The sequence below is a fragment of the Halobellus rarus genome (genome assembly GCF_024494595.1).
Taxonomy (GTDB): Archaea; Halobacteriota; Halobacteria; order Halobacteriales; family Haloferacaceae; genus Haloquadratum; species Haloquadratum rarum.
In genome coordinates this window covers 65,095-84,503 of sequence record NZ_JANHDI010000012.1, presented here as the reverse complement: position 1 = coordinate 84,503, position 19,409 = coordinate 65,095, and the positions used below count along the sequence as shown (strand labels likewise).

Here is a 19,409-nt window from a genome sequence, read left to right as displayed (position 1 = left end):
CCAATACAGACGAGCGCTGTATCTCACGCGGTCCAACGCGCCACTCAGTTCCACCGAATCGATGTTCGCCAGTCGTGACACCCGGCCACGAGTCCACATCCTCGATGAGTTTCTCGACTGTCGATTCGGTCTCTGCCCTACTCGAACCTGACATACGAGCGGTACGGTCCCGACAGAAATGACTCGTTCGTCAGTGATACGCAATACACGCTGCTCACCGTCGCAACAACAGCGCGACCGGCACCAACAGGAGCGCCCCGGCGACGAACGGTGACCAGTAGACCAGTACATAGGCAGCGGCAGCGAGCGGTGGCCCGACCGTCCGCCCGAGACTTCCTGCACCCTGCGTGACACCAAAGGCTGCTCCCTGTGCATCGCCAGTGGCCCCCTCCGAAACGAGTGCCGCGAGCCCGACCGTTATCGCGCCGTTTCCGAACGAAGCCAGTGCTCCAAACGCGACCAGCACGACGAGCCCGCCGGTCACCCATCCCGGACCAGTGCCAAGGAGAGGGGTCGTTCCCGCCAGCGGGGACACCGCGAGCAAGACCAGCGCGAGAAAGAGCGCTACGACGCCCCCCCGCACGACGTATCGAACACCGACTTTCCGCGAGAGCCAGCCGATGAGTACCCCTTGATTGACGATGCCGAGCGCGCCGATGTAGGCCAGGAACATCGCCGCTGCGGTGGCATCGTACCCGAAGAAATCAGCCAGAAACGGCACGAACATCACGGTCATACCGGCGAAGGCGAGCGAGGTCAGAAAGAACCCGATAACGAGTGGACGGAGTGTCGGGTCGGCGAGGGCCGCCCGAAACTGAGCGACGAACGTGACACGCCGTGCCGGGCTGCGGATCCGATCCGGTTCTTTCAGCACGACCGCCGTCGCACCGAGCGCGAGAAACGAAAAGCCCGCGGCGGCAAAGCTCGGCAACGAGAAGGGAGTCACCGGAACGAACCCGGGTAACACGGTACGGGCGGTCGAGACCACCGTGTCGCTGGCCAGGAGCCCACCGATCGCCGGACCGAACACGAACCCGAGCCCGAAGGCCGCGCCGACGAGACCGAGCGCGCCGGTCCGCTCCTCCGGTGTCGTCACGTCGGCGATATACGCCTGTGCGGTGGCGATGTTCCCGCCGGCCGCTCCGGCGAGCAACCGAGCACTGAACAGGACGACGAGACCAAACGTCACGCCGAGGGCCGCACCGATTTCCGCGGCGAACCCGAAGATCAGCCAGGCGACACCCGCGACACCGACCGAGAGCATGAGCACCGGCCGCCGCCCGCGCTCGTCGGAAATCCGGCCGAGCACCGGCGCAGCGCCGAACTGTGCCAGCGAGTACGACGCCGCAAGCAGCCCGATGAACACGTCGCTCACGCCGAACGAGCGGACGTAGAACGGAAGGATAGGGATGATGATACCGAAGCCAAGCAGATCGATAAAGACGATTCCAACAACGACTGCGACGCGGCGGCCCGTCCCCGACGATGGAGCTGGCTCTGCCTGCTCGCTGGTCGCTGCCTGACTCGAAGCCACTGGTAAGAGGAATCGGTAGGGACGGATATACGAATATCGGAGGCCCTTGCCGAAGATAGTGAAACAGCGGTATCTATTTCAGAGTTGACAGGCGCAGCCGTGCAACATACAGAGGTTGGTCAGCAAACCAATCTCCGTAGAGCCAGTAGCGATAACAGAAATACCATTGGCGTCAACTAATTCAACGGCGCGAGATTACACCGTAACCGGTTCATTCGGCACTTTCACTCTATCGTCGTGCCGACTGAGATGTCTCGGGGAAAAACTCTTCGACCGCCTCGTTGAAAAATCCGGGATTATCCCACGGCGAGGCGCGGCCGGCATTTGGAACTTCCTGCACCGTCGCATCGGGTATCTCGGCAGCCAACGTCGGGACGTGCCGACGAATCACCGATGATTCGTGTTCGTCATAAAGAATCAGTGTTGGAAGGGTGATCGAAGCCAGATCGGCATCGGTTTGATGGAAAGACATTACGGCACGAAGTGAATTTACGGCGGTAGCCGTCTCCATATCCGAGAACCGTTCGGCTCGACGGCTCGTTCTCTTGTCACCCTCCAGCTTCCGACCTAACCATGTCATCGGGCCCATATAGCCCGCCGTAGCCGAGAAGCCGAAAGGTGAATCAACGTCTTCATCAGCACGTTCCGTTCGATGCGGTCCCGTCGGTTGGGAGGCACGTACACGGACGAGGCCCGGAGAATCCGGCGATGATTCAGGCCGGACAGACGATGCCGACTCGGCCGAGCGGGCTGCCCTGGGCCAAGGTACGGACTACGAAGCCGCCACGTCACACGTCGTGACCTGTGTCCCGCCGTCGGGGAGTCGGTCGGTCTCGACGCGGGCCTGACCGGTCGCGTCGCCGTCAGGTATGTCCGGCGGGCAGACCAGCGTCCACTGCACGGACGATTCAGTGAGCGTCTCGTAGACCGCGCGGTGCTGCTTGGCCACGCCGCGGAGGAACGGGGGGAACCCTACGGCGTCCAGTCGGAGTCCGCCGCCGGGCGCGTCGAGAACGCCCGCTGCAGCGACGCCGACGAATCGCTCGATTCCGATGTCGGCCATCGCTTCGACGAGCGTCTGCACACCGGCCGAGAGGGTGTCGTCTGCCGCCTCACCTGGCGGCGTTCCGAGCCGACGCCGCGCTCGACCGCCTGACCGCCCGTCCGGTTCGAAACTTTCTGATGCTCGGAGGATTGGTCTTCGTCGGAATGATGCTGCCAGTCGTGCTGTTCGCGCCCACGCTCGGTGTCACGTCCGTCGGACAGGTGATCCTCGCAGTCCTCCACGCCGTCGTCGCTGGCCCGCTCGTTACGTTTATCGTCGGTGTAGTGCGGCTCTGAAACGCTTTCTCCGGACGGAAACCATCTGATGGGTCCCAATTGATTCCCGACGAGTATACGACGATACTATGAGGTGCTCACGTTCCAACTCTGTTCAGCCGAAATGGCTCCCTTCTCCTACGTTCAGGACAGCTATCGCGCTACTTCGGTGCCGACTTGCCGTAGAACTCGGAAACCCACCAACGGGACATACCCTGTTTCCGGTGTACTTTCCGCGCGACCCCATACCTCAGTAGGAGCTTGCTCACAAGTTAGTATTCATCGACACCATCAGGCAAATTTCAATGAGCGACTGATTTTCTCCATCCCGACCAGTTTGGCTGTACGCGAACCCCACCGATTGAGCACCCCACTCAAACGGAATCGTTCGACTATCGAACGAAATCAAATTCGGCAGCCAATGTCGGCTTATAAATGACCCGACGCCGTCTGTCGGATGTTGGTCGTTCGATAAGCGAATGGGCGCTGCAGGCTCCTGTTCGACTGTCGAACGAATCAACCTTTCAGGCGTGAGGTGGCCGAATTCGGCAGTTTCAAAATCAGCGATACTGACAACTGATTTTGATTCTCAGCAAGAGATACGGCGTGGTTCTCCAGCAGATGGCCATCACCGACCTGGCCGGACGGAGAGAAAGAGAACTTACCATACAGTCGGAGCTTTTGAAAAGATCGTCCTGCTGGGCTAGTCTTGCGAAACTGTCTGAGTCGGTTGCTCCGTAGCAGGTGCGGGCGGCTCGTGGGTCCCGAAGTCCGGATGCGTCTCTTCCATCCAGACGTACACGACCGCACCGGAGAGGAACATCAGGATCGCAGTCATATAGAACGCGGCCTCGACGTTGAGGAATTCCATCGAGAGGCCGATCAGGATCGCGCCGACTCCGTAGCCGGAGTCGCGCCACATCCGATAGACCCCCATCCCGGTCGCGCGCCACGTCGGATGCGCCGCGTCGCCCGGGACCGTCATCAGGTTCGGATAGAGCAACGCCATCCCGAGACCGGACACAGCGGAGAGGATGGCCCACGGGAGATACCCCTCGACGAGGACCATTCCGAGGACGCTCCCGGCAGTGAGGAACATCCCCGCCACGACGGGCGGGCGGCGACCGATGCGATCCGCGAGGCCACCGGTCGCGATCTGGAGGAAGTACATCGCGCTGTGAACGCCGACGACGAACCCGACCGCTGCGATTCCGAGCCCCTGACTCGTGAGATACAGCGGGACCGCGAGCCAGTACAACGTGTCGACGAACTTCTCGATGTGCCCGGCCTGCGCCGCGGCGAACAGCGTCCGGTCGCCGTACGTCGCGCGCTTCAGCACCTCGACGAACGGGAGGTTCGCGTCGTGGTGGTCCTCATCGTCGATCTCGGCTCTGGCGTACTGGACCGTCTCCTCGATCAGGAATATCGAGATGAGAAACGCCAGCACGACGATGACGGCGAGGAAGTAGAACGGCTCGGGGCGGAGACTCCACTGGCCGGCGATGACGCCGGTAACCCAGGCGCCGACCGCGACGCCCGAGTAGCCGAACGCCTCGTCGATCCCGACGGCCAACCCTCGCTGGTCGGGGCCGGCGAGGTCGATCTTGGCGTTGATCGCCATACTCCAGGTCAGTGCCTGGTTGATTCCCAGCAGAATGTTCCCGACCGTGATCCAGCCCCAACTCGGCGCGAAGATGAGGATGACCGGGAGCGGCAGGGCCGTCGCCCACCCGAGGACGAGGACCGGCTTGCGGCCGTATTCGCCGCCCCACTTGCCGGCGTAGAGGTTGAGAATCGCCTTGACGAACCCGAACGAGATGACGAACGATCCGATGACGAAGAGCGACTCGACGCCGAGCACGTCGCGGCCCAGAACGGGCACGACGGCGCGCTCGGAGCCGATCGTCAACCCGGTGGCGAACACCAGGAGGACGTGCAGTGCGAACTGCCGCTTGTGTTCGAAGATTCCCTGTTTTAGCGCAGTTGCCGTGCTCATAGATCACTCGGCAGCGCAGTTGTTCGGACCCAGTTCCAACTCGGCCAGTTCCTCGGTAGGAACGGATTCCTGCCCCACGTTGGTCCGTTTGACGCGCTGGAAGTTCGGCGGATGGTCCGGGATGTCGGACGCGAGTTCCCGGACGAACGCCCCGCGGTCGCGTCCGAGGTCGTCGTTCCGTTCTCTGACTTCACCGAGAGTCGCCGTCACGGGCGGTTCGGGCGATCCGGGATCGTGAGCCGGTAGCACCACGATGTCGTCCGGGCGATCTACCAACCGCTCGAGGCTCTCGTAGAGCGTCGCGGCGTTCCCTTCGACGTCGGAGTCCTCGATTCCGGCTTCGACGCCGAGTTCGACGCGTCCCACGCTCTCGTGGAAGAGCGTATCGCCCGTAATCAGCGCCGCACCGTCGACGGCGAACGAGACGCTGCCCTCGCTGTGTCCCGGCGTGTGCAGGACTTCGATGTCGAGAGTGCCGACAGTCACCGTCTGTCCGTCTTCGACGGGTGTCGCGTCTATCGCGAGCGCGTCCTTCGGGTGGAGGTAGTACGGGACGCCGTGACGCGCGGCGAGTTCCGCGCCGCCGGAGACGTGATCGGCGTGCGCGTGCGTGTCGAAGACGCCGACGAGTTCGGCGTCGTGCGCGTCGAGAATCGCCTCGTACTCGTCGAGGTAGTGTGAGGGATCGAACACGGCTGCGTCCCCGTTCGAGATCAAGACGTGCGACAGACAGCCCTTCCCCGGACGCGCGACCTGAACGAGCGTCCCGTCGAGATCGACGGGGACAGTCGCGTTCCGGTGGACACGACTCCAGCCGTTCATCCCGTCCGTGAGCGTCGCTGCGTCGTACCCTAACTCTTCGAGCACGTCCGTCGCGGTCTGGGAGACGACGCCCGCGGCACAGACGGTAACGATCGTCTTCCCGTCGGGAAGGTCCCCGAGGTCGTCCTTCGCCGCGTCGGGGTTCTCGGTCAGTTCGTCGTAGACGTCGACGTTGACGCTGCCCGGGATATGCCAGTCGTCGTACTCCTCCTCGTGGCGGACATCGAGTACGAGCAAGTCGTCTGCGTCGGTCTGTAATCCCTCACTGAGTTTCTCGGGGCTAATCTCCGGCATCAGTGTCTACCAGTATGAGAGATATTAGTATATAGGCGCTGCCGGACATGACCGGTAGGATTATTTTCGTTCGTATCTTCGAGTCACGTATGAGCCTCTATGAGGCCTCCTTCCGGGTCAAACACGAGTGTCCGTACCGAGAGATCTCGGAGCGCCACCCGGATCTCACGATCCGGGAGTGGTACCTGAGCGACTGCCAGGTGATCGAGCTCACGTCCCCGGAATCGCCGGCCGAGGAACTCCTCGAGGAAATCGACCGCCTGGGGACGATTCTCCACGAGTCGATCGACGAATCCGGCCTGCACGTCGTCACCCAGTCCTGTCTCTGTTCGTTGGAAGACTCGATCATCGACCGGTTCGAGGAGTACAACAGCCTGTACCAGCCGCCGACGATCCACCGGCAGGGATGGGAGCACTACACGGTGATCGCGTTCGACGAGAGCGACGTCCGCGCCCTCCTGCGCGATCTGGAGGCCGACCGGAACGTCGACGTGCTCTCGAAGACGGCGATTACGGAACAACAGATCCCGCACAGTATGTTAGCACCGGTGGATCAACTGTTCGAGACCGTGACCGAGCGACAGCTGGCAGCACTCGAGCTGGCACTGGAAAGCGGGTACTACGAACAGCCGCGGCAGACCTCGCTCAGGGAGTTGGCCGATCAGACCGCCGTCGCTCGCTCGACGTACGAGGAACACCTCCGAAAGGCGGAGAACAAACTCCTCACGAACGCGGGACAGTTCCTGCGACTGCTCACCGCAACGTCGAGCACGAATCCGCTACAGATAGAGCGGACACAGAAGGGCGAACACGCTGCCGACTGACCTGAAGGCTACTGGCGAATCCCTGGCTATCCGATAGTGAGCACGTTGGCGGCCTCCTCGGCGATTCGGAGGCAATCTTCCTTACCCGGGCCAGCGTGACAATGAATGACACACGACGTACAATATCTGATTTGGGGGGCACCCCATCCGAGACAAGCCCGAGACGTGGTCCCACCTGTTCCCAGCCTTCGAACGGGAGGGCGGAGTAGAAAAGGGCCGGAACGCTCCGTCCTCCTTTGATTACCTCGTATGTTACTGTACTCCTCGCTCGCCGCCGGTGAATCCCCGCACGGAGTATCCGTTCGCGAGACTCCGGTCCCGTAACCGAACGGATCGAGTGGACGCTGACCGGACGCGCGCCGCTGTTCTCTCGATAGCGATACCCAAACCAGGTAGTTAGCTGTCGACTCCGCCGCCTTGTCGAGGGTTTTATCCGCTCTCCCACCGTTTTCGTAATTGGTTGTCATAGGATCTGACAACCACTCACCGGACCGCTGCTTAGGGCAGTGGTCCGGAGATTTTCCAGACCTAGAGCGTCCGGTGAATGCCGTCGATCGAGACCTCCGATATCGGCGATCGCTCGACGTGGATCATCACGGAGAATCGTCTTCCGATATCTCGGTATCTTCGTACTAATTAGTAGAGGCAGATTGGCGTCCGCTTTGTTTAGCACGTATATCTCGGATATTCTCGATCCAATGGGAAGAACTGGCCAAGGTTACTCACGCTCATCTAAACACTACCCCGGATAGGACAAAAATAGTGGCTCGAATGATCGTCTCACGGCCGTGTCGAGCCGCGAGCTCGACGAATTGATAGGGGGCGCTCGAGATCGTCTGACCGGGTCGACCCCCCGATCCGGTATTATCAACCGGCTGGACGCAAAGATGAGAGTATAATGAAGGATAGTGCCGTGAAAGGGCGACGTCGGGGGCCGGAGGCCGACGTCTCCACGCTCCTCGGTGACGACCACGAGGTGTTCAAGGCCGTCCTCTCGGGCGAAGAGGTCGGGCCGGTTGCCGTCGTGGGCGATCCCTTCTCCGGACGCGGGCCCGTCCTAGACCGGGCTGTGCGGGATCTGGACGCAACCCGAGTTAGCCTTGATCCCGGCGACGGGGTCGACCGAATCCGGGCGAGGATCGACGGGGGGCCAGTCGTGATAGAGGACTGCCAGCACCTGTACGAGCGTCGCATCGGCGGCTTTGAGGAACTGTCTGCGTTTCTCGACGACCTGGCGAGCATCGATGCGACAGTGGTGACCGGCTGGAACCGGTACGCGTGGGCGTACCTCGCGGCGGTGCAGTCCCTCGACCGGGAGTTTCCGGTCACCGTCGAGATCCAGCCCCTCCCCGCAGAACGAGTCGCGGAACTCGTGCTCGATCGGTACGACGTGATGCCGGCGTTCGTCGCAGACGACCCCGAGCGGGGCGGTTCGTTCGTCTCGACGCGCCACGAGATTGGCTGGCGGGACTGGTCGGTATCGGTGCCGATCCCTACGCTGAGTCCAGTTGCAGTCAAGGACCTGTTTTCGGATGGAAACCTGGATCCAAAGGACGTAACGTTCGGCCGGCTCGCCACGGTCTCGAACGGGAACCTCGGCGTCGCCACAGCGATCTGGGAGACCCGTCACGGATCGGAGGTGCGCCCGAGCGACATCGCCGTCGCCGCCTCCGACCGGGACCTGGACCGCGAGGAGGCGTTCTGTCTGCGGATCGTGCTCGCGAAAGAGCGAATCAACCGGGCACAGCTCACGGGAATTGTTGACGGACTCGACCGGGTCCTCGGGCGCCTCGCGCGCGACGGTCTCGTCACGGTCGAGGACGACATCGTGGAGCTGGTACCGGCGGCGGTGCCGGCCGCCGCGCCGGCGACCGACCGGGGGCGGATACTGTGACCGCACTCCAGGCGCTGGTAGACTTGGGGATAGCGCAGGAGACGCTCACGAGAATAGTGGGCGTGCTCGTGGCCGCGTACCTGACCGCCCGGGTCGTCGGGTACGTGCTCACGGCGGTCGTCGAGCACATTCCCCGCCGGCGGATCAGCATCAAGATCCTCGTTCCGATTACGAGAGTTCTCATCTACGGAACCGCGGCGTATCTGGTCTTTGGACCGTTGCTCCAACTATCGGCCGCACAGTTGCTCGCAGTGTCGGGACTGTTCGGGGCGGCTCTTGGGTTCGGCCTGAAGGACCTCTTCGCGGCGATAATCGGTGGCCTGGTGCTCGTCACCGAGCGTCCCTACCAGGTCGGCGACAAGGTCACCATCGACGGCGACTACGGCGAGGTAACCGACATCGATCTCCGGGCGACGACGCTGAGGACGCCCGACGACAGCGCCGTAAGTGTCCCGAACGCAACGATGTTCACTGCGAACGTCTCGAACGCCAACGACGGCCAGCCGGAGATGATGGTCGTCGTCGAACTCGCGGTCACCGCCTCTGCGGACGTTGATCGAGCGAGTACGATCGTCAAGGAGGCGATGGTGACCTCGAAGTACGTCTACGTCGACGACGATCACCCGTTCGCGGTACTGGTCGAAGACGAGTCCTACTATCGGACGATTCGCGGCAAGGCGTATGTGGCCGACCTGCGCGACGAGTTCGCGTTCGCCTCGGACGTGACAGAGCGCTCGATGGCCGCCTTCGCCAGCGAAGGGATCGAAATACCCGAGGCGCCCGTCCGCGCCCCCGAACACCGCTGACTCTGTGTGTCGCCTATCGGCTTCGTCCGACCGAAGCGATTCGTGTACTGTTTGGTCATTCGACGCGTTTCGGTCCCCGATCGGGAGCGAACGTGGACGTCGAAGGCCAGTCGGAACCCGTCGATCCGCCGAATGTAACGAAGAAGTCCCGCAGCGGCAGCGGACTTCAGCGCGTCTGAAAGGGGCGAATCGACGCAAGACAGGACGCGCCGGACGAAATCACGATCTGAAAGTGTACCGTCGTCGTGGCTGTCTGTTTCACTAATGCCTGATGAAAGCACGGCAAGAAGCCGCAGTGTCGGTGGGACGGCTGTCGATCATCCGAGCTTTTGAGACGAACGAATCCAGCGGTTTCAACGGCTTTTGCAAATATGTGCAAACTGTCATTCTGAATCGCTCACGTCGAGCTATTCGTCGTCTGATGCCTTCACGGCGATCTGATCGAGTGCGGCGCCGTGGCGCTCTTCGGCGCTGTTCCAGTCGAGATCAGGAATCCCACGGTGTTACGCCACGGATCTTTACCGTAGATTCCGAGGTCGTACAGGTCGACGTGTACCAATCGAGAGCGTAGTATCCTCTCTGGATGTTCAGCGACGAGTTGGAGAAGTCGCGCGCGGTCGGGATCGTGTTCAGTGCGCGGAAGTACGGCACCCGGAAGAGCCGTCGGGCGACGCCGACGCAGTCGTGCGCCTCGAGGCTGAAGAAGTACATCGCGAAGCCGACGACCCCGAGCCACGCCTGTCCGTCGTCGGTCGCCACCGCCAACCCCGCAGGGAGCCGAGACGACACGACGGTCGGGTCGACCGGCCAGTGTGCGAACAGGGCGTCGGTCCGCCGCATTCGGAGGACGGCCATACCCGCACGTAGGTTCGACAAGTACTCCGGACTTCTCCGGGGCGGGGGTCGAGGATCCCGTGCGTGGACCGGACGTTGTGCGTGGGTCGACCGGGACGGACCCGTGTCGACGCCGTCGAGAGTGGACCGAACGGTTACAGCGCTTCCGTTGCCGCCTCGACGAGCAGGTCGCACGTCTCGCCGTCCGGCGCGGCGACGTAGAGGCCGTCGACGCCGGTCGCCGCCGGATCCGTCATCTCTCGGAGTTCGCCGCGCTCCTCGTCGATGTCGAACACGCGGCGGACGACGCCGCTCTCCTCGGCGAGCAACGCGCCGGCGTACTGCTCGTAGACGTCCGGGCGATAGGCGACGAGCCCTTCGAGTCCACCGCGTGCGAGGAGCCCCCAGTCGACGCAGGGCGACCAGGTGTTGATGACGCGCTTGCAACGAGCGTCGACGGCCGATTCGACCTCCCGAGCGACGGCCCGGTGGTCGTCGTCGCGGACCGCGGGAAGCCCCACGACGAAGGAGACGGTCCCCCGCGGGAGCGACAGGTCGCTGTCGGCGGTCATCGGCTCGCCGTCGGCCGTCGCGCCATCCCCTCGTCGCGCGAGATACAGCGAGTCGGGCAGCGGTTCGTAGATCGCCGACACCAGCGGCTCACCGTCTTCCAGCACGCACGCCGCCGTCGCGAACGAGGGGATCCCGGCGGCGAAGTTGTTCGTCCCGTCCAGCGGATCGACGACCCACTCGTAGCGGTGGTCACCGTCGCGGCCGGATTCCTCGCCGTGCACGGCGTGGTCGGGGAACGCGTCCCCGACGACGGCCAGCGCGCGATCCTCCGCGATCCGGTCTGCGGCCGATTTCACGTCGTCGGTGCCGTACTCGGCCTCGACGTCGACGTCGCGGAACGCGTCGGCGAGGTAGTCGCCGCCCGCGCGCACCGCTCGCGCGGCGACGGCTTCCAAGAGCGGCGGCTCGACTGCGTAGTCGCTCATATCTGCGGCCAGGGGTCGGACGCGGAAAGAACCGTTCGTTCCCGCCTTCGGTTCCGGAACCCCGGTTCGGTTCTCGCGCCGTCGAACCGACGGCCGCCGAGATTTTTGTCGACGGCCCGTCTAACTGGGTGTATGGAGTTCACCGTCATCCAGGGCGACATCGCACAGCAGTCCGCGGACGCCCTCGTCAACGCCGCCGGGACGAGCCTCCAGATGGGCTCGGGCGTCGCGGGCGCGCTCCGTCGCGCCGGCGGCGAGGCGTTGAATCAGGCGGCCGTGACGAAAGGGCCGGTCGACCTCGGCGAGGTCGCCGTCACCGACGCCTACGACCTCGACGCCGAGTACGTGATTCACGCGGCCGCGATGCCGCACTACGGCGACGGGCAGGCGACCGCCGAGAGCGTCCGCGATGCGACCCGCAACGCGCTCGAACGCGCCGACGAACTCGGCTGCGAATCGCTCGTGATTCCGGCGCTCGGGTGCGGCGTCGCCGGGTTCGACCTCGCGGAGGGCGCGCGCATCATAGTCGAGGAGATCAGCGCGTTCGACCCCGACTCGCTCGACGACGTCCGGTTCATCGCGTACGGCGACGACGGCTACGAGACGGTCTCTCGGGTCGCCGAGGACGCCGATTCGACGAGCGAATGACCCAGAACACCGACCGCTGATGGACGTGCCCGACGGTTCGCCCGCGGCGTGTCCCGTCTGCGAGGCCGACTACGACTCGGTCTCCGAACACGCCGCGGGACTGATGGTGAACCTGCTCGACAACGATCGATACCGGCGGGTCTGTTTCGACCCCATCCTCGTCGACGGCGAGGCGCGAGTCCGCTTTTATCACCACACCCACGAACAGGCCGAGCCCGATCACTGAGAGTCGACGAAGAGGGGTACTTGTGACGAAGCATACCCGTGCCCACGGGTCGAATTGGGTGAAATAATCAAATTATTATTCTCTGATGTGAGATATTCCTCCTGTCTTATCGGTTAGAAGTAAACAATCATTATACAGGAGGGACTCGTCAATGGGGTAGGACAGAGTCGACATTTGCGACGCTCTCGTCCGGCCGAGATACGATAATGACGAACACCTACGTCGGTTCGATAGACCAGGGGACCACAGGGACGCGGTTCATCGCGTTCGACCACAGCGGACAGATCGTCGCGAACGCCTACGAGAGACACGAGCAGATCTACCCGGAACCGGGCTGGGTCGAACACGATCCCGTCGAGATCTGGGAGAACACCCAGGCCGTCGTCGAACGCGGCCTTCGGGAGGCGGACATCGACGCCGAGCAGTTGGAGGCCCTCGGGATCACGAACCAGCGCGAGACGACGGTCGTGTGGGACGCCGACAGCGGACGGCCGGTCCACAACGCCCTCGTGTGGCAGGACCGCCGAACCACCGACCGCGTCGAGGAACTGGAGTCGGCAGAGAAGGTCGAGTGGATCCGTGAGAAGACCGGCCTCGAAGCCGACGCGTACTTCTCGGCGACGAAGACCGAGTGGCTCCTCGACAACGCCGAGCCCCTGAAGATGCAGCGGTCGCGAGACGACGACCTCCGGTCCCGGGCGGAGGCGGGCGAACTGATGGTGGGAACGATCGACGCGTGGCTGATCTACAACCTCACCGGCGAGCACGTCACCGACGTGACGAACGCCTCGCGGACGATGTTGTACAACATCCACGAGCTGTCGTGGGACGACGACCTCCTCGCGGAGTTCGACGTCCCGGCGGCGATGCTCCCGGAAGTGCGCCCCTCCTCCGACGAGACGCTCTACGGCCACACGGATCCGGACGGCTTCCTCGGGGCCGAAGTCCCGGTCGCCGGGGCGCTCGGGGACCAGCAGGCGGCCCTGTTCGGGCAGACCTGCTTCGACGAGGGAGACGCGAAGAACACCTACGGAACGGGGTCGTTCTACCTGATGAACACGGGAACGGAGGCTGTCGACTCCGATCACGGCCTGCTAACCACGGTCGGCTTCCAGCTTTCGGGCGAGCCAGTCCAGTACGCGCTCGAAGGATCGATCTTCATCACCGGCGCGGCCATCGAGTGGCTCGAGGACGTCGACCTGATCAACAACGCCGCACAGACCGCAGAGCTCGCGCGCTCCGTCGATTCGACCGACGGCGTGTATATGGTCCCGGCGTTCACCGGGCTCGGTGCGCCCCACTGGGACGGTCGTGCGCGCGGGACCATCGTCGGGATGACCCGCGGGACCAGGAAGGAACACATCGTCCGCGCGACCCTGGAGTCGATCGCGTTCCAGACCCGCGACGTCGCCGAGGCGATGGAGGCCGACTCGGGCATCGAGACGACGTCGCTCCGCGTCGACGGCGGGGCCGTGAAGAACTCGTTCCTGTGCCAACTCCAGTCCGACGTCCTCCAGATCGAGATCGCGCGTCCGCAGGTCGACGAGACGACGGCGCTCGGGGCCGCCTACGCGGCGGGGCTGGCGGTCGGCTACTGGGGGAGCGTCGACGAACTGCGCGACAACTGGCAGATCGATCGTGAGTTCTCCCCCGAGATGGCGCGTGCGACCGCCGACCGACGCTACGGTCGGTGGGGCGACGCCGTCGAACGCTCCCTCGACTGGGCCAGAGAGGAGTGACAACCGGTGCTGGACCTGCTGCTACAGCTTCCGCTCATCGGCGTCGACGCCGAGCGGCTCGCGGTGTTAGTGATCGCCGCCCTCGCCGGCGGGGCGTTCGGTGCTGCGCTCGGCGCGCTGCCGGCGTTTGTCTTCACGGGCTTCGTCGTCTTCCTCGGCGAGGGTCTCGGGGTTCTCACGCGAGAGATCGAGGCGTTCGACCTCGCTCCGCAGGGTGAACTGGCGACGGGCGTGACGAGCGTGATCGGCTTCGGGATGGTGACCGGGCCGCACGTCTCCTTCGCCGGCGGCGTCGCGGCGGCCGCCTACGCCGCCAAGCGCTACCCCGAGATGGAACCCGGCGGCTGGAGCTACCACTTCGGGAAGAACATCGGCTTCGCGTTCGGGACGAAACCGGACATCCTGGCGGTCGGTGGGATCTTCGGCGTCGTCGGGATGCTGATCACCCGCCTCGCCAGCGGCCTCGGGGCGCCGACGGATTCGATCGCACTGTCCGTCGTCGCGACGGCGCTGCTCGCCCGCGTCGCCTTCGGGTACCCGATCGTCGGCCGGATCGCCGGCCGCAACGTCCTCGATATGTCTCCCTTCGAGCGGGAGGAGCCGCGCTCCGCGCCCGACGGCGGAACCGTGCAGGGCCGCCTGGCGACCGAACCGTGGCTCCCGCATCAGTACACCTGGTGCGGAGTCACCACCATCGGTCTGGTCGGGGGCGTCCTGGCCGGCTACATCTGGCTCGAAACCGGGAGCGTATTTATGGGCTACGCGGTCTCGGCGATGAGCCTGCTGTTTCTCAATCTGGGCGTCGAGCGGATCCCGGTCACCCATCACATCACGCTCCTGGGCAGCGTCGGCGCGGTGATCGCGCTCCCCGTCGTCGGCAGCGACCCCCTGGCCCTCCTCGTTGCGGGCGCGTTCGGCGGACTCGCCGGGCTCACCGGCGAGGTGACCCAGCGGGTGTTCTACGCGCACTCGGGGACGCACGTCGACCCGCCGGCGATGACCATCGCCGTACTGATGTTCGCCGTCGCGCTGCTGTACCTCGCGGGGCTGCTGCCGAACGCGGGGTATCTCGCGTTCTGAACGCGGGGTATCTCGCGTGCTGAGCGCCGTCGGACGGGCAGCCCCGACCTCACACCCAGGGTCGTTCGGAGAACTCTCCCGCCGCTATCTCGCGTTCGATCTCCCTGAGCGTCGCGTCGTCGACGCGGATGAGATGACACAGCGGGTGTCCCGGGGCCGCCACCGGATTCTGAAGCGAACCGATGACGAGGCCGGTGAACGGAGCCGCCACGCGTTTCTCTCGCTCCTTGAAGTGATCGGAGATCGTACAGATCGTGTCGCCCTCGTACACCAGCGGCACGGGTCCGTACTGCATCTCGACGAGCCCGCCCGTGTCGGCGCGGAGCCACTTCTTGTCGCCGTTGCTGCCGACGACGCGGGTCCACCCGGGCCACCTGACGGCGGCGTCGGGCAACAGCCCGTACTCCGCGAAGACGCTCTCGACGCCGTCGAGCGCGCGGTCGATCAGCTCCGGCTGAAACCGGTGGGCGCGACCCATCTCCACGGTGATCGTCGGGATGCCGTCGTTCGAGGCAACCGTTCGCAGTGACCCCGCGTCGGCCTCGCCCGAGAGGATGAGGTTCGAGCCGAACGCGCGGGCGAGCCTGTCGACCTCGGGCCTGGTCGTGTCCGCCCGCACGTGGTACATCGTCGTCCGGTTGCGCGTCGAGGTGTGGAAGTCGAGCGCGAAGTCACAGGGCCTGACGAACCGCTCGTAGATCACGTTGGCCATCCGCTCTGCGGTGTTCGACCGGGCGCTTCCCGGAAACGACCTGTTCAGGTCCTGGTCGTAGATCGGGATGTATCGCTGTTGTGCGAGGTACCCCGGGACGTTAGCGACGTGCACGCAGACGATCGTTCCGTGGACTTCGGCCGAGTCGTACCGATCGGCGACCTCCTGGAGCACCTTCACGCCGTTGAGTTCGTCGCCGTGCAGCGCGGCGGAGAGAAACGCGGTCGGCCCGCCGCGCTCGCCGTTGATGACCGTCACGGGGATCTCGACCGGATCGCCGAGGTACGTCTCGCTGATCTCGTATCGCAGGTGCCGCGTCTGCCCCGGCGGCACCTCGGTGTCGTATCTGAACGGTTTCGGATCGCTCATACGCGGGTCGTTCGCCGGCACGTCATAAAGAACCGGCCGCGCTCCCGCGTCGGTCGAATCGGGAGACTCCCAGCGCCGACGGGCGAGTATATCCCGAGAGATTAATACGGCCGGTACTCCAGCATCTGATAATGGCGCGCGAGCCGTCCGCGATCGAGTCGGCGGACCTACAGTCCGTCCTCGACGCGCTCGATGACGAAGACGCGAGAGCTATCGTCCGGGCGCTGGACGAACCGCGAACGGCGAGTGAGCTCTCCGAACAGTGCGACATTCCGCTGTCGACGACCTACCGAAAGCTCGACCTGCTGACCGACGCGGAACTGCTCGAAGAGGGCACGGAGATCAGATCGGACGGACACCACACGACGACGTACTCCGTCGCGTTCGAGGAAGTCCGGATCGCGCTCACCGAGTCTCGGGAGCTGGACGTCGAGATCGCGCGGCTCGAACAGGGGCCCGAAGAACGGCTCGCGGACATCTGGACCGCCGTACGGGAGGAAACATAATGGTACACACGACTACGACGACGAGCATCGCGACGGGAATCATCGTGGTGAAGACGGGGATCCTCATCCTCGGCGGACTCATCACGTACTTCTCGCTGAAGGCGTACCGCAAGACCGGGACGAGGGCGCTGCGAGCGCTCGCGATGGGGTTCGGGATCATCACGCTCGGTGCGCTCCTCGGTGGCACTTTCGACTTCATCCTCGGCGTCAACCTCGCGACCGGACTGCTCATCGACGCGATTCTCACGTTCGTCGGGTTCGCAGTCATCACCTACTCGCTGTACGCCGACTGAGGCGCCCCGCCTCGGCCGTCGGCCCCTGTGGGTCAACGATAATTTCTGGTTTCTGCCGTTCCCACAGTGATGCGAGAGAACCAGGACCATCGTGTAGGAGGCTTACGATCTTAAGTGTCTCACTGGTCAGCGCGGTGTTCGCGCAGCGAGCGAGCCTCGTCGAAGTCTGTCCCTTGCCTCAACGTCTCTTCGCGCCGATCAAACTCAATTACCCCGGCAGCCTGTAACTCGGGGAGATCGATGTGGTGGAGTTCATACACGAGTGTGATGTACTCCTCGCAGGAGAGAGATTCATCCTCCTGAACAATCGGCGTCGCATCTATCGTCTCCTCTGCTGCGAGGGCAACCACCACTCGCTGTTGTTGCTCTCGCAGCACGGTCCGGAAGTCTCCACGTCTCGAAGCGGCCTGCTCACTCATTTCAAGTCGTAACTCCGATGTCGAAACTGTCGCATTCACACTCCGGGCACGTGTCCTGATACGGAACGACCGCAGTATCAGGCGCACGTTTCTTCCCTAGTCGAGGCTGTCCACAGCCAGCACACTCAATGCGGTATGGGTGCATCGGTGCCGATTGGATATCCTCGATAGGGTTCGCCTCGATGACACCCTCGCTAGTGGCCGTGATCTTGAACCCATCATACCTGAAGGAAATACTGCCACAGGTCCCGAGGCCGGTATCTGACTCCGTCACCAGTTTGTCAAGCGCGTCTGTATCAATAGCAGTCTGAAGCGGTGTCAAGGCCTGCGGGTCTTCCCCAAGGGCGGTTGCAACCACTGCAACGATCGCTAAACTCGTCGAGTCACGAGTGCTGTCGTACGTCGCTTGGAACGATCTGCTTTCTGCATCGGATTCAATCGGGCTCAGAGATTCTGCTATTTTTGAGTTCGCAGCCATCATTTGAGACGGTCCCATCACCCAAATAGAGGCCTTCTACGAGGTTGAGAGTGGCTTTTGCTCTCGCAATGCTTTTTTATACTAAGGTTCCGCGCTTACTCTTCAGGAGTGATAAGGGAGCTCGCTACGAGGCGTCGCATACCGCGCTGTAACCGTGATGAGACCGCCTGCCGGGTGATCCCAAGTTCGTCTGCGAGATCGGCTTGCGTGGCGTCTCGTGGCGAATCAAAGTACCCACTGGAATACGCCAGTACCAGCGCTTTCCGTTGCCCGTCCGTGAGATCGTACTCTCGGTCAGATCTGAGTGATGAAACCGCGTGGAGTTCAGTCAGCTCAATCGAGATATTATGGTCTTGGCAGTACGTCTGAAAGTCGGAGAGTTCCTGTTGCTCGCTTGCTCGGATTTCAAAGGTCCACTGCTTTTCCTTCCCGATGCCGGCAAGGAGCGTGATCTCAGTATTCACGATTGCCGTGAGAATGCTCTCATGGTTGAGGTTCCAATCAATACGGACGAACATCTGTTTCTCTACTTGGTCGATTACTTTGACCTGATCGATCCCGAGATCATCACTCAGATCGGTCGTGAGTTTATCGGTGTCATCAGCAGAAATCCAAAAGTAGGGAATAATTGCCTCGCCCGTCGGCACGATACGATCTAACTCGATCGTGACATCCGTCAACTGCTCAAACACAGCACTCAACGGGAAATCAGCTTGCTCAACAGTGAATGAGGCTTCGATTGCCATACTAGATGAATAGCGGGCCGTCCTTTTGGGTTAGTCGCTACTCAGGCCGTTGAAGGGACTTCCGACATTTAGTAAATCCATCTCCTGAATCTTGCACGCCGATCTTACCTCCTACACTGAGGGAGTAAGAGTGTGGAAAGCTATCAATTAATAAGTGTTTCAACAGATCCTACCGTTTGAAACTGATTGTTCATCCGATCGCGTGAGCGAAGACTTGCAAACGCTACCATAGCACTTTCTCCCGCGTTTCCGATAGTCGTCTGAGACGTCCCGTTCCGAACCGTGGCCCACAATTGTATTGTCTACATTTTGCAAAACTGTTTTATTCTACGCGCTCCAACGAGGTGTTGATGAGCGAATCACCCAACGAGATCGACGAGATCCGCGCGCAGAAACGCGAGGAACTCGCTTCCCAGATGAGTGGCGACGAATCCCCCGAATCGTCCGGAGAAGAGGACTCTGTGCCCACGGAGCCGATCCACGTCAACGGTTCGGAAGAGCTCCAAGACGCGATCTCGACGTACGACGTCGTACTGGTGGACTTCTACGCGGACTGGTGCGGTCCGTGCAAGATGCTCGAACCGACCGTCGAGTCGCTGGCGGCCTCGACCGACGCCGCGGTCGCGAAGGTCGACATCGACCAGAATCAACAGCTCGCCCAGCAGTATCAGGTCCGCGGGGTGCCGACCCTCCAACTCTTCAGTGACGGACAGGCCGTCGAACAGGTCGTCGGCGTCCGCGACGAGTCGACGCTCCGGTCGCTGATCGAGCAGTACCTGTAGGGGCGATCGAGCGCGACGAAGAGACAACCGGACGCGACGATCCGCGTTCCGGGCCGTCTCGACATCGGGCGCGCGCTTTTCTGCGGGGG

At 63.0% G+C, this 19,409-nt stretch carries 22 protein-coding genes and 1 pseudogene; 11 read left to right on the top strand and 12 right to left on the bottom strand.

The genetic code is table 11. From position 1 onward, the window contains the following. Positions 1-214 precede the first annotated feature (214 nt). The 3 genes from NO876_RS14425 to NO876_RS14415 all read right to left on the bottom strand — a co-directional run bounded on the left by NO876_RS14425 (position 215) and on the right by NO876_RS14415 (position 2,729). Complete coding sequence (locus NO876_RS14425) at positions 215-1,534, bottom strand: MFS transporter (RefSeq protein ID WP_256422366.1); 1,320 nt, start codon at positions 1,532-1,534, stop codon at positions 215-217. A gap of 229 nt (positions 1,535-1,763) precedes the next feature. Then, the gene (locus NO876_RS14420) at positions 1,764-2,045 is read right to left on the bottom strand and encodes an alpha/beta fold hydrolase (protein ID WP_256422365.1); all 282 of its coding nucleotides are present in this window, start codon (positions 2,043-2,045) and stop codon (positions 1,764-1,766) included. A gap of 261 nt (positions 2,046-2,306) precedes the next feature. After that, positions 2,307-2,729 (bottom strand): NAD(P)-dependent oxidoreductase, encoded by a 423-nt coding sequence (locus tag NO876_RS14415; protein WP_256422451.1) that lies wholly within the window; start codon positions 2,727-2,729, stop codon positions 2,307-2,309. Here NO876_RS14415 and NO876_RS14410 point away from each other — a divergent pair. Next, complete coding sequence (locus NO876_RS14410; RefSeq protein ID WP_256422364.1) at positions 2,717-2,875, top strand: hypothetical protein; 159 nt, start codon at positions 2,717-2,719, stop codon at positions 2,873-2,875. The two genes, NO876_RS14415 and NO876_RS14410, sit on opposite strands and share 13 nt — an antisense overlap. Positions 2,876-3,557: 682 nt before the next feature. On the opposite strand, the gene NO876_RS14405 is transcribed toward NO876_RS14410, so the two are convergent. Both NO876_RS14405 and NO876_RS14400 read right to left on the bottom strand, forming a co-directional pair. Continuing rightward, positions 3,558-4,850 (bottom strand): MFS transporter, encoded by a 1,293-nt coding sequence (locus tag NO876_RS14405; RefSeq protein ID WP_256422363.1) that lies wholly within the window; start codon positions 4,848-4,850, stop codon positions 3,558-3,560. Between the two features lie 3 nt (positions 4,851-4,853). Continuing rightward, positions 4,854-5,966, bottom strand: coding sequence for an MBL fold metallo-hydrolase (locus tag NO876_RS14400; RefSeq protein WP_256422362.1), 1,113 nt, complete (start codon positions 5,964-5,966; stop codon positions 4,854-4,856). Between the two features lie 89 nt (positions 5,967-6,055). On the opposite strand from NO876_RS14400, the gene NO876_RS14395 reads away from it, so the two are divergent. The 3 genes from NO876_RS14395 (at position 6,056) to NO876_RS14385 (ending at position 9,490) form a co-directional block, all read left to right on the top strand. Beyond that, positions 6,056-6,790 carry a helix-turn-helix domain-containing protein gene (locus NO876_RS14395; protein WP_256422361.1) on the top strand — a complete coding sequence of 245 codons (735 nt, stop codon included), beginning with the start codon at positions 6,056-6,058 and terminating at the stop codon, positions 6,788-6,790. Between the two features lie 898 nt (positions 6,791-7,688). Further along, positions 7,689-8,684, top strand: a complete 996-nt coding sequence (locus NO876_RS14390) for a hypothetical protein (RefSeq protein ID WP_256422360.1) — start codon at positions 7,689-7,691, stop codon at positions 8,682-8,684. Then, positions 8,681-9,490, top strand: coding sequence for a mechanosensitive ion channel family protein (locus NO876_RS14385; protein WP_256422359.1), 810 nt, complete (start codon positions 8,681-8,683; stop codon positions 9,488-9,490). The genes NO876_RS14390 and NO876_RS14385 overlap by 4 nt, the downstream gene beginning before the upstream one ends. Before the next feature lie 44 nt (positions 9,491-9,534). On the opposite strand, the pseudogene NO876_RS18215 reads toward NO876_RS14385, so the two are convergent. The 3 genes and pseudogenes from NO876_RS18215 to NO876_RS14375 all read right to left on the bottom strand — a co-directional run. Then, positions 9,535-9,771 (bottom strand): annotated as a pseudogene (locus tag NO876_RS18215) (DUF8148 domain-containing protein); the annotation flags it as partial. 205 nt (positions 9,772-9,976) lie between these two features. Further along, a complete protein-coding gene (locus NO876_RS18150) occupies positions 9,977-10,345 on the bottom strand; it encodes a DUF2071 domain-containing protein (RefSeq protein ID WP_390277710.1) in 369 nt (122 codons plus the stop codon). Positions 10,346-10,479: 134 nt separating this feature from the next. Then, positions 10,480-11,322, bottom strand: coding sequence for an inositol monophosphatase family protein (locus NO876_RS14375; protein WP_256422358.1), 843 nt, complete (start codon positions 11,320-11,322; stop codon positions 10,480-10,482). A 132-nt stretch (positions 11,323-11,454) separates the two neighbouring features. Between NO876_RS14375 and NO876_RS14370 the strand changes: the two genes are divergently transcribed. From NO876_RS14370 to NO876_RS14355, 4 genes are all read left to right on the top strand, one after another. After that, on the top strand, positions 11,455-11,970 hold the full coding sequence (locus tag NO876_RS14370) for a macro domain-containing protein (protein WP_256422357.1): 516 nt from the start codon (positions 11,455-11,457) through the stop codon (positions 11,968-11,970). Between the two features lie 19 nt (positions 11,971-11,989). After that, the gene (locus NO876_RS14365) at positions 11,990-12,196 is read left to right on the top strand and encodes a DUF8145 family protein (RefSeq protein ID WP_256422356.1); all 207 of its coding nucleotides are present in this window, start codon (positions 11,990-11,992) and stop codon (positions 12,194-12,196) included. A 206-nt stretch (positions 12,197-12,402) separates the two neighbouring features. Beyond that, positions 12,403-13,935 (top strand): glycerol kinase GlpK, encoded by a 1,533-nt coding sequence (gene glpK, locus NO876_RS14360; RefSeq protein ID WP_256422355.1) that lies wholly within the window; start codon positions 12,403-12,405, stop codon positions 13,933-13,935. 6 nt (positions 13,936-13,941) lie between these two features. Continuing rightward, positions 13,942-15,015 (top strand): DUF7973 family transport facilitator, encoded by a 1,074-nt coding sequence (locus tag NO876_RS14355; RefSeq protein ID WP_256422353.1) that lies wholly within the window; start codon positions 13,942-13,944, stop codon positions 15,013-15,015. A gap of 49 nt (positions 15,016-15,064) precedes the next feature. Here NO876_RS14355 and NO876_RS14350 read toward each other — a convergent pair whose 3' ends face one another. Continuing rightward, positions 15,065-16,096 (bottom strand): succinylglutamate desuccinylase/aspartoacylase family protein, encoded by a 1,032-nt coding sequence (locus NO876_RS14350; protein ID WP_256422352.1) that lies wholly within the window; start codon positions 16,094-16,096, stop codon positions 15,065-15,067. A 131-nt stretch (positions 16,097-16,227) separates the two neighbouring features. Between NO876_RS14350 and NO876_RS14345 the strand changes: the two genes are divergently transcribed. Then, positions 16,228-16,602: a winged helix-turn-helix domain-containing protein gene (locus NO876_RS14345; protein WP_256422351.1), complete on the top strand. Its 375-nt coding sequence runs from the start codon at positions 16,228-16,230 to the stop codon at positions 16,600-16,602. Beyond that, a complete protein-coding gene (locus NO876_RS14340) occupies positions 16,602-16,895 on the top strand; it encodes a DUF7521 family protein (protein WP_256422350.1) in 294 nt (97 codons plus the stop codon). Before NO876_RS14345 ends, NO876_RS14340 begins: the two co-directional genes overlap by 1 nt. 119 nt (positions 16,896-17,014) lie before the next feature. Here the strand turns inward: NO876_RS14340 and NO876_RS14335 are convergent, their stop codons facing one another. The 3 genes from NO876_RS14335 to NO876_RS14325 form a co-directional block, all read right to left on the bottom strand. Continuing rightward, a complete protein-coding gene (locus NO876_RS14335; protein WP_256422349.1) occupies positions 17,015-17,314 on the bottom strand; it encodes a hypothetical protein in 300 nt (99 codons plus the stop codon). A gap of 1 nt (position 17,315) precedes the next feature. Then, positions 17,316-17,792, bottom strand: coding sequence for a HalOD1 output domain-containing protein (locus NO876_RS14330; protein ID WP_256422348.1), 477 nt, complete (start codon positions 17,790-17,792; stop codon positions 17,316-17,318). A 95-nt stretch (positions 17,793-17,887) separates the two neighbouring features. Further along, positions 17,888-18,538 (bottom strand): helix-turn-helix domain-containing protein, encoded by a 651-nt coding sequence (locus NO876_RS14325; RefSeq protein WP_256422347.1) that lies wholly within the window; start codon positions 18,536-18,538, stop codon positions 17,888-17,890. A 350-nt stretch (positions 18,539-18,888) separates the two neighbouring features. Here NO876_RS14325 and trxA point away from each other — a divergent pair, with 350 nt between their 5' ends. Further along, the gene (gene trxA / locus NO876_RS14320; RefSeq protein ID WP_256422346.1) at positions 18,889-19,320 is read left to right on the top strand and encodes a thioredoxin; all 432 of its coding nucleotides are present in this window, start codon (positions 18,889-18,891) and stop codon (positions 19,318-19,320) included. Positions 19,321-19,409 lie beyond the last annotated feature (89 nt).

Bases quoted from the DNA above. Each gene is read 5' to 3' on its own strand.
- NO876_RS14420 (WP_256422365.1), bottom strand. From the start codon at position 2,045: ATGGAGACGGCTACCGCCGTAAATTCACTTCGTGCCGTAATGTCTTTC.
- NO876_RS14410 (WP_256422364.1), top strand. From the start codon at position 2,717: ATGCTCGGAGGATTGGTCTTCGTCGGAATGATGCTGCCAGTCGTGCTG.
- NO876_RS14405 (WP_256422363.1), bottom strand. From the start codon at position 4,850: ATGAGCACGGCAACTGCGCTAAAACAGGGAATCTTCGAACACAAGCGG.
- NO876_RS14400 (WP_256422362.1), bottom strand. From the start codon at position 5,966: ATGCCGGAGATTAGCCCCGAGAAACTCAGTGAGGGATTACAGACCGAC.
- NO876_RS14395 (WP_256422361.1), top strand. From the start codon at position 6,056: ATGAGCCTCTATGAGGCCTCCTTCCGGGTCAAACACGAGTGTCCGTAC.
- NO876_RS14390 (WP_256422360.1), top strand. From the start codon at position 7,689: ATGAAGGATAGTGCCGTGAAAGGGCGACGTCGGGGGCCGGAGGCCGAC.
- NO876_RS18150 (WP_390277710.1), bottom strand. From the start codon at position 10,345: ATGGCCGTCCTCCGAATGCGGCGGACCGACGCCCTGTTCGCACACTGG.
- NO876_RS14375 (WP_256422358.1), bottom strand. From the start codon at position 11,322: ATGAGCGACTACGCAGTCGAGCCGCCGCTCTTGGAAGCCGTCGCCGCG.
- NO876_RS14370 (WP_256422357.1), top strand. From the start codon at position 11,455: ATGGAGTTCACCGTCATCCAGGGCGACATCGCACAGCAGTCCGCGGAC.
- NO876_RS14365 (WP_256422356.1), top strand. From the start codon at position 11,990: ATGGACGTGCCCGACGGTTCGCCCGCGGCGTGTCCCGTCTGCGAGGCC.
- glpK (WP_256422355.1), top strand. From the start codon at position 12,403: ATGACGAACACCTACGTCGGTTCGATAGACCAGGGGACCACAGGGACG.
- NO876_RS14350 (WP_256422352.1), bottom strand. From the start codon at position 16,096: ATGAGCGATCCGAAACCGTTCAGATACGACACCGAGGTGCCGCCGGGG.
- NO876_RS14345 (WP_256422351.1), top strand. From the start codon at position 16,228: ATGGCGCGCGAGCCGTCCGCGATCGAGTCGGCGGACCTACAGTCCGTC.
- NO876_RS14340 (WP_256422350.1), top strand. From the start codon at position 16,602: ATGGTACACACGACTACGACGACGAGCATCGCGACGGGAATCATCGTG.
- NO876_RS14335 (WP_256422349.1), bottom strand. From the start codon at position 17,314: ATGAGTGAGCAGGCCGCTTCGAGACGTGGAGACTTCCGGACCGTGCTG.
- NO876_RS14330 (WP_256422348.1), bottom strand. From the start codon at position 17,792: ATGGCTGCGAACTCAAAAATAGCAGAATCTCTGAGCCCGATTGAATCC.
- NO876_RS14325 (WP_256422347.1), bottom strand. From the start codon at position 18,538: ATGGCAATCGAAGCCTCATTCACTGTTGAGCAAGCTGATTTCCCGTTG.
- trxA (WP_256422346.1), top strand. From the start codon at position 18,889: ATGAGCGAATCACCCAACGAGATCGACGAGATCCGCGCGCAGAAACGC.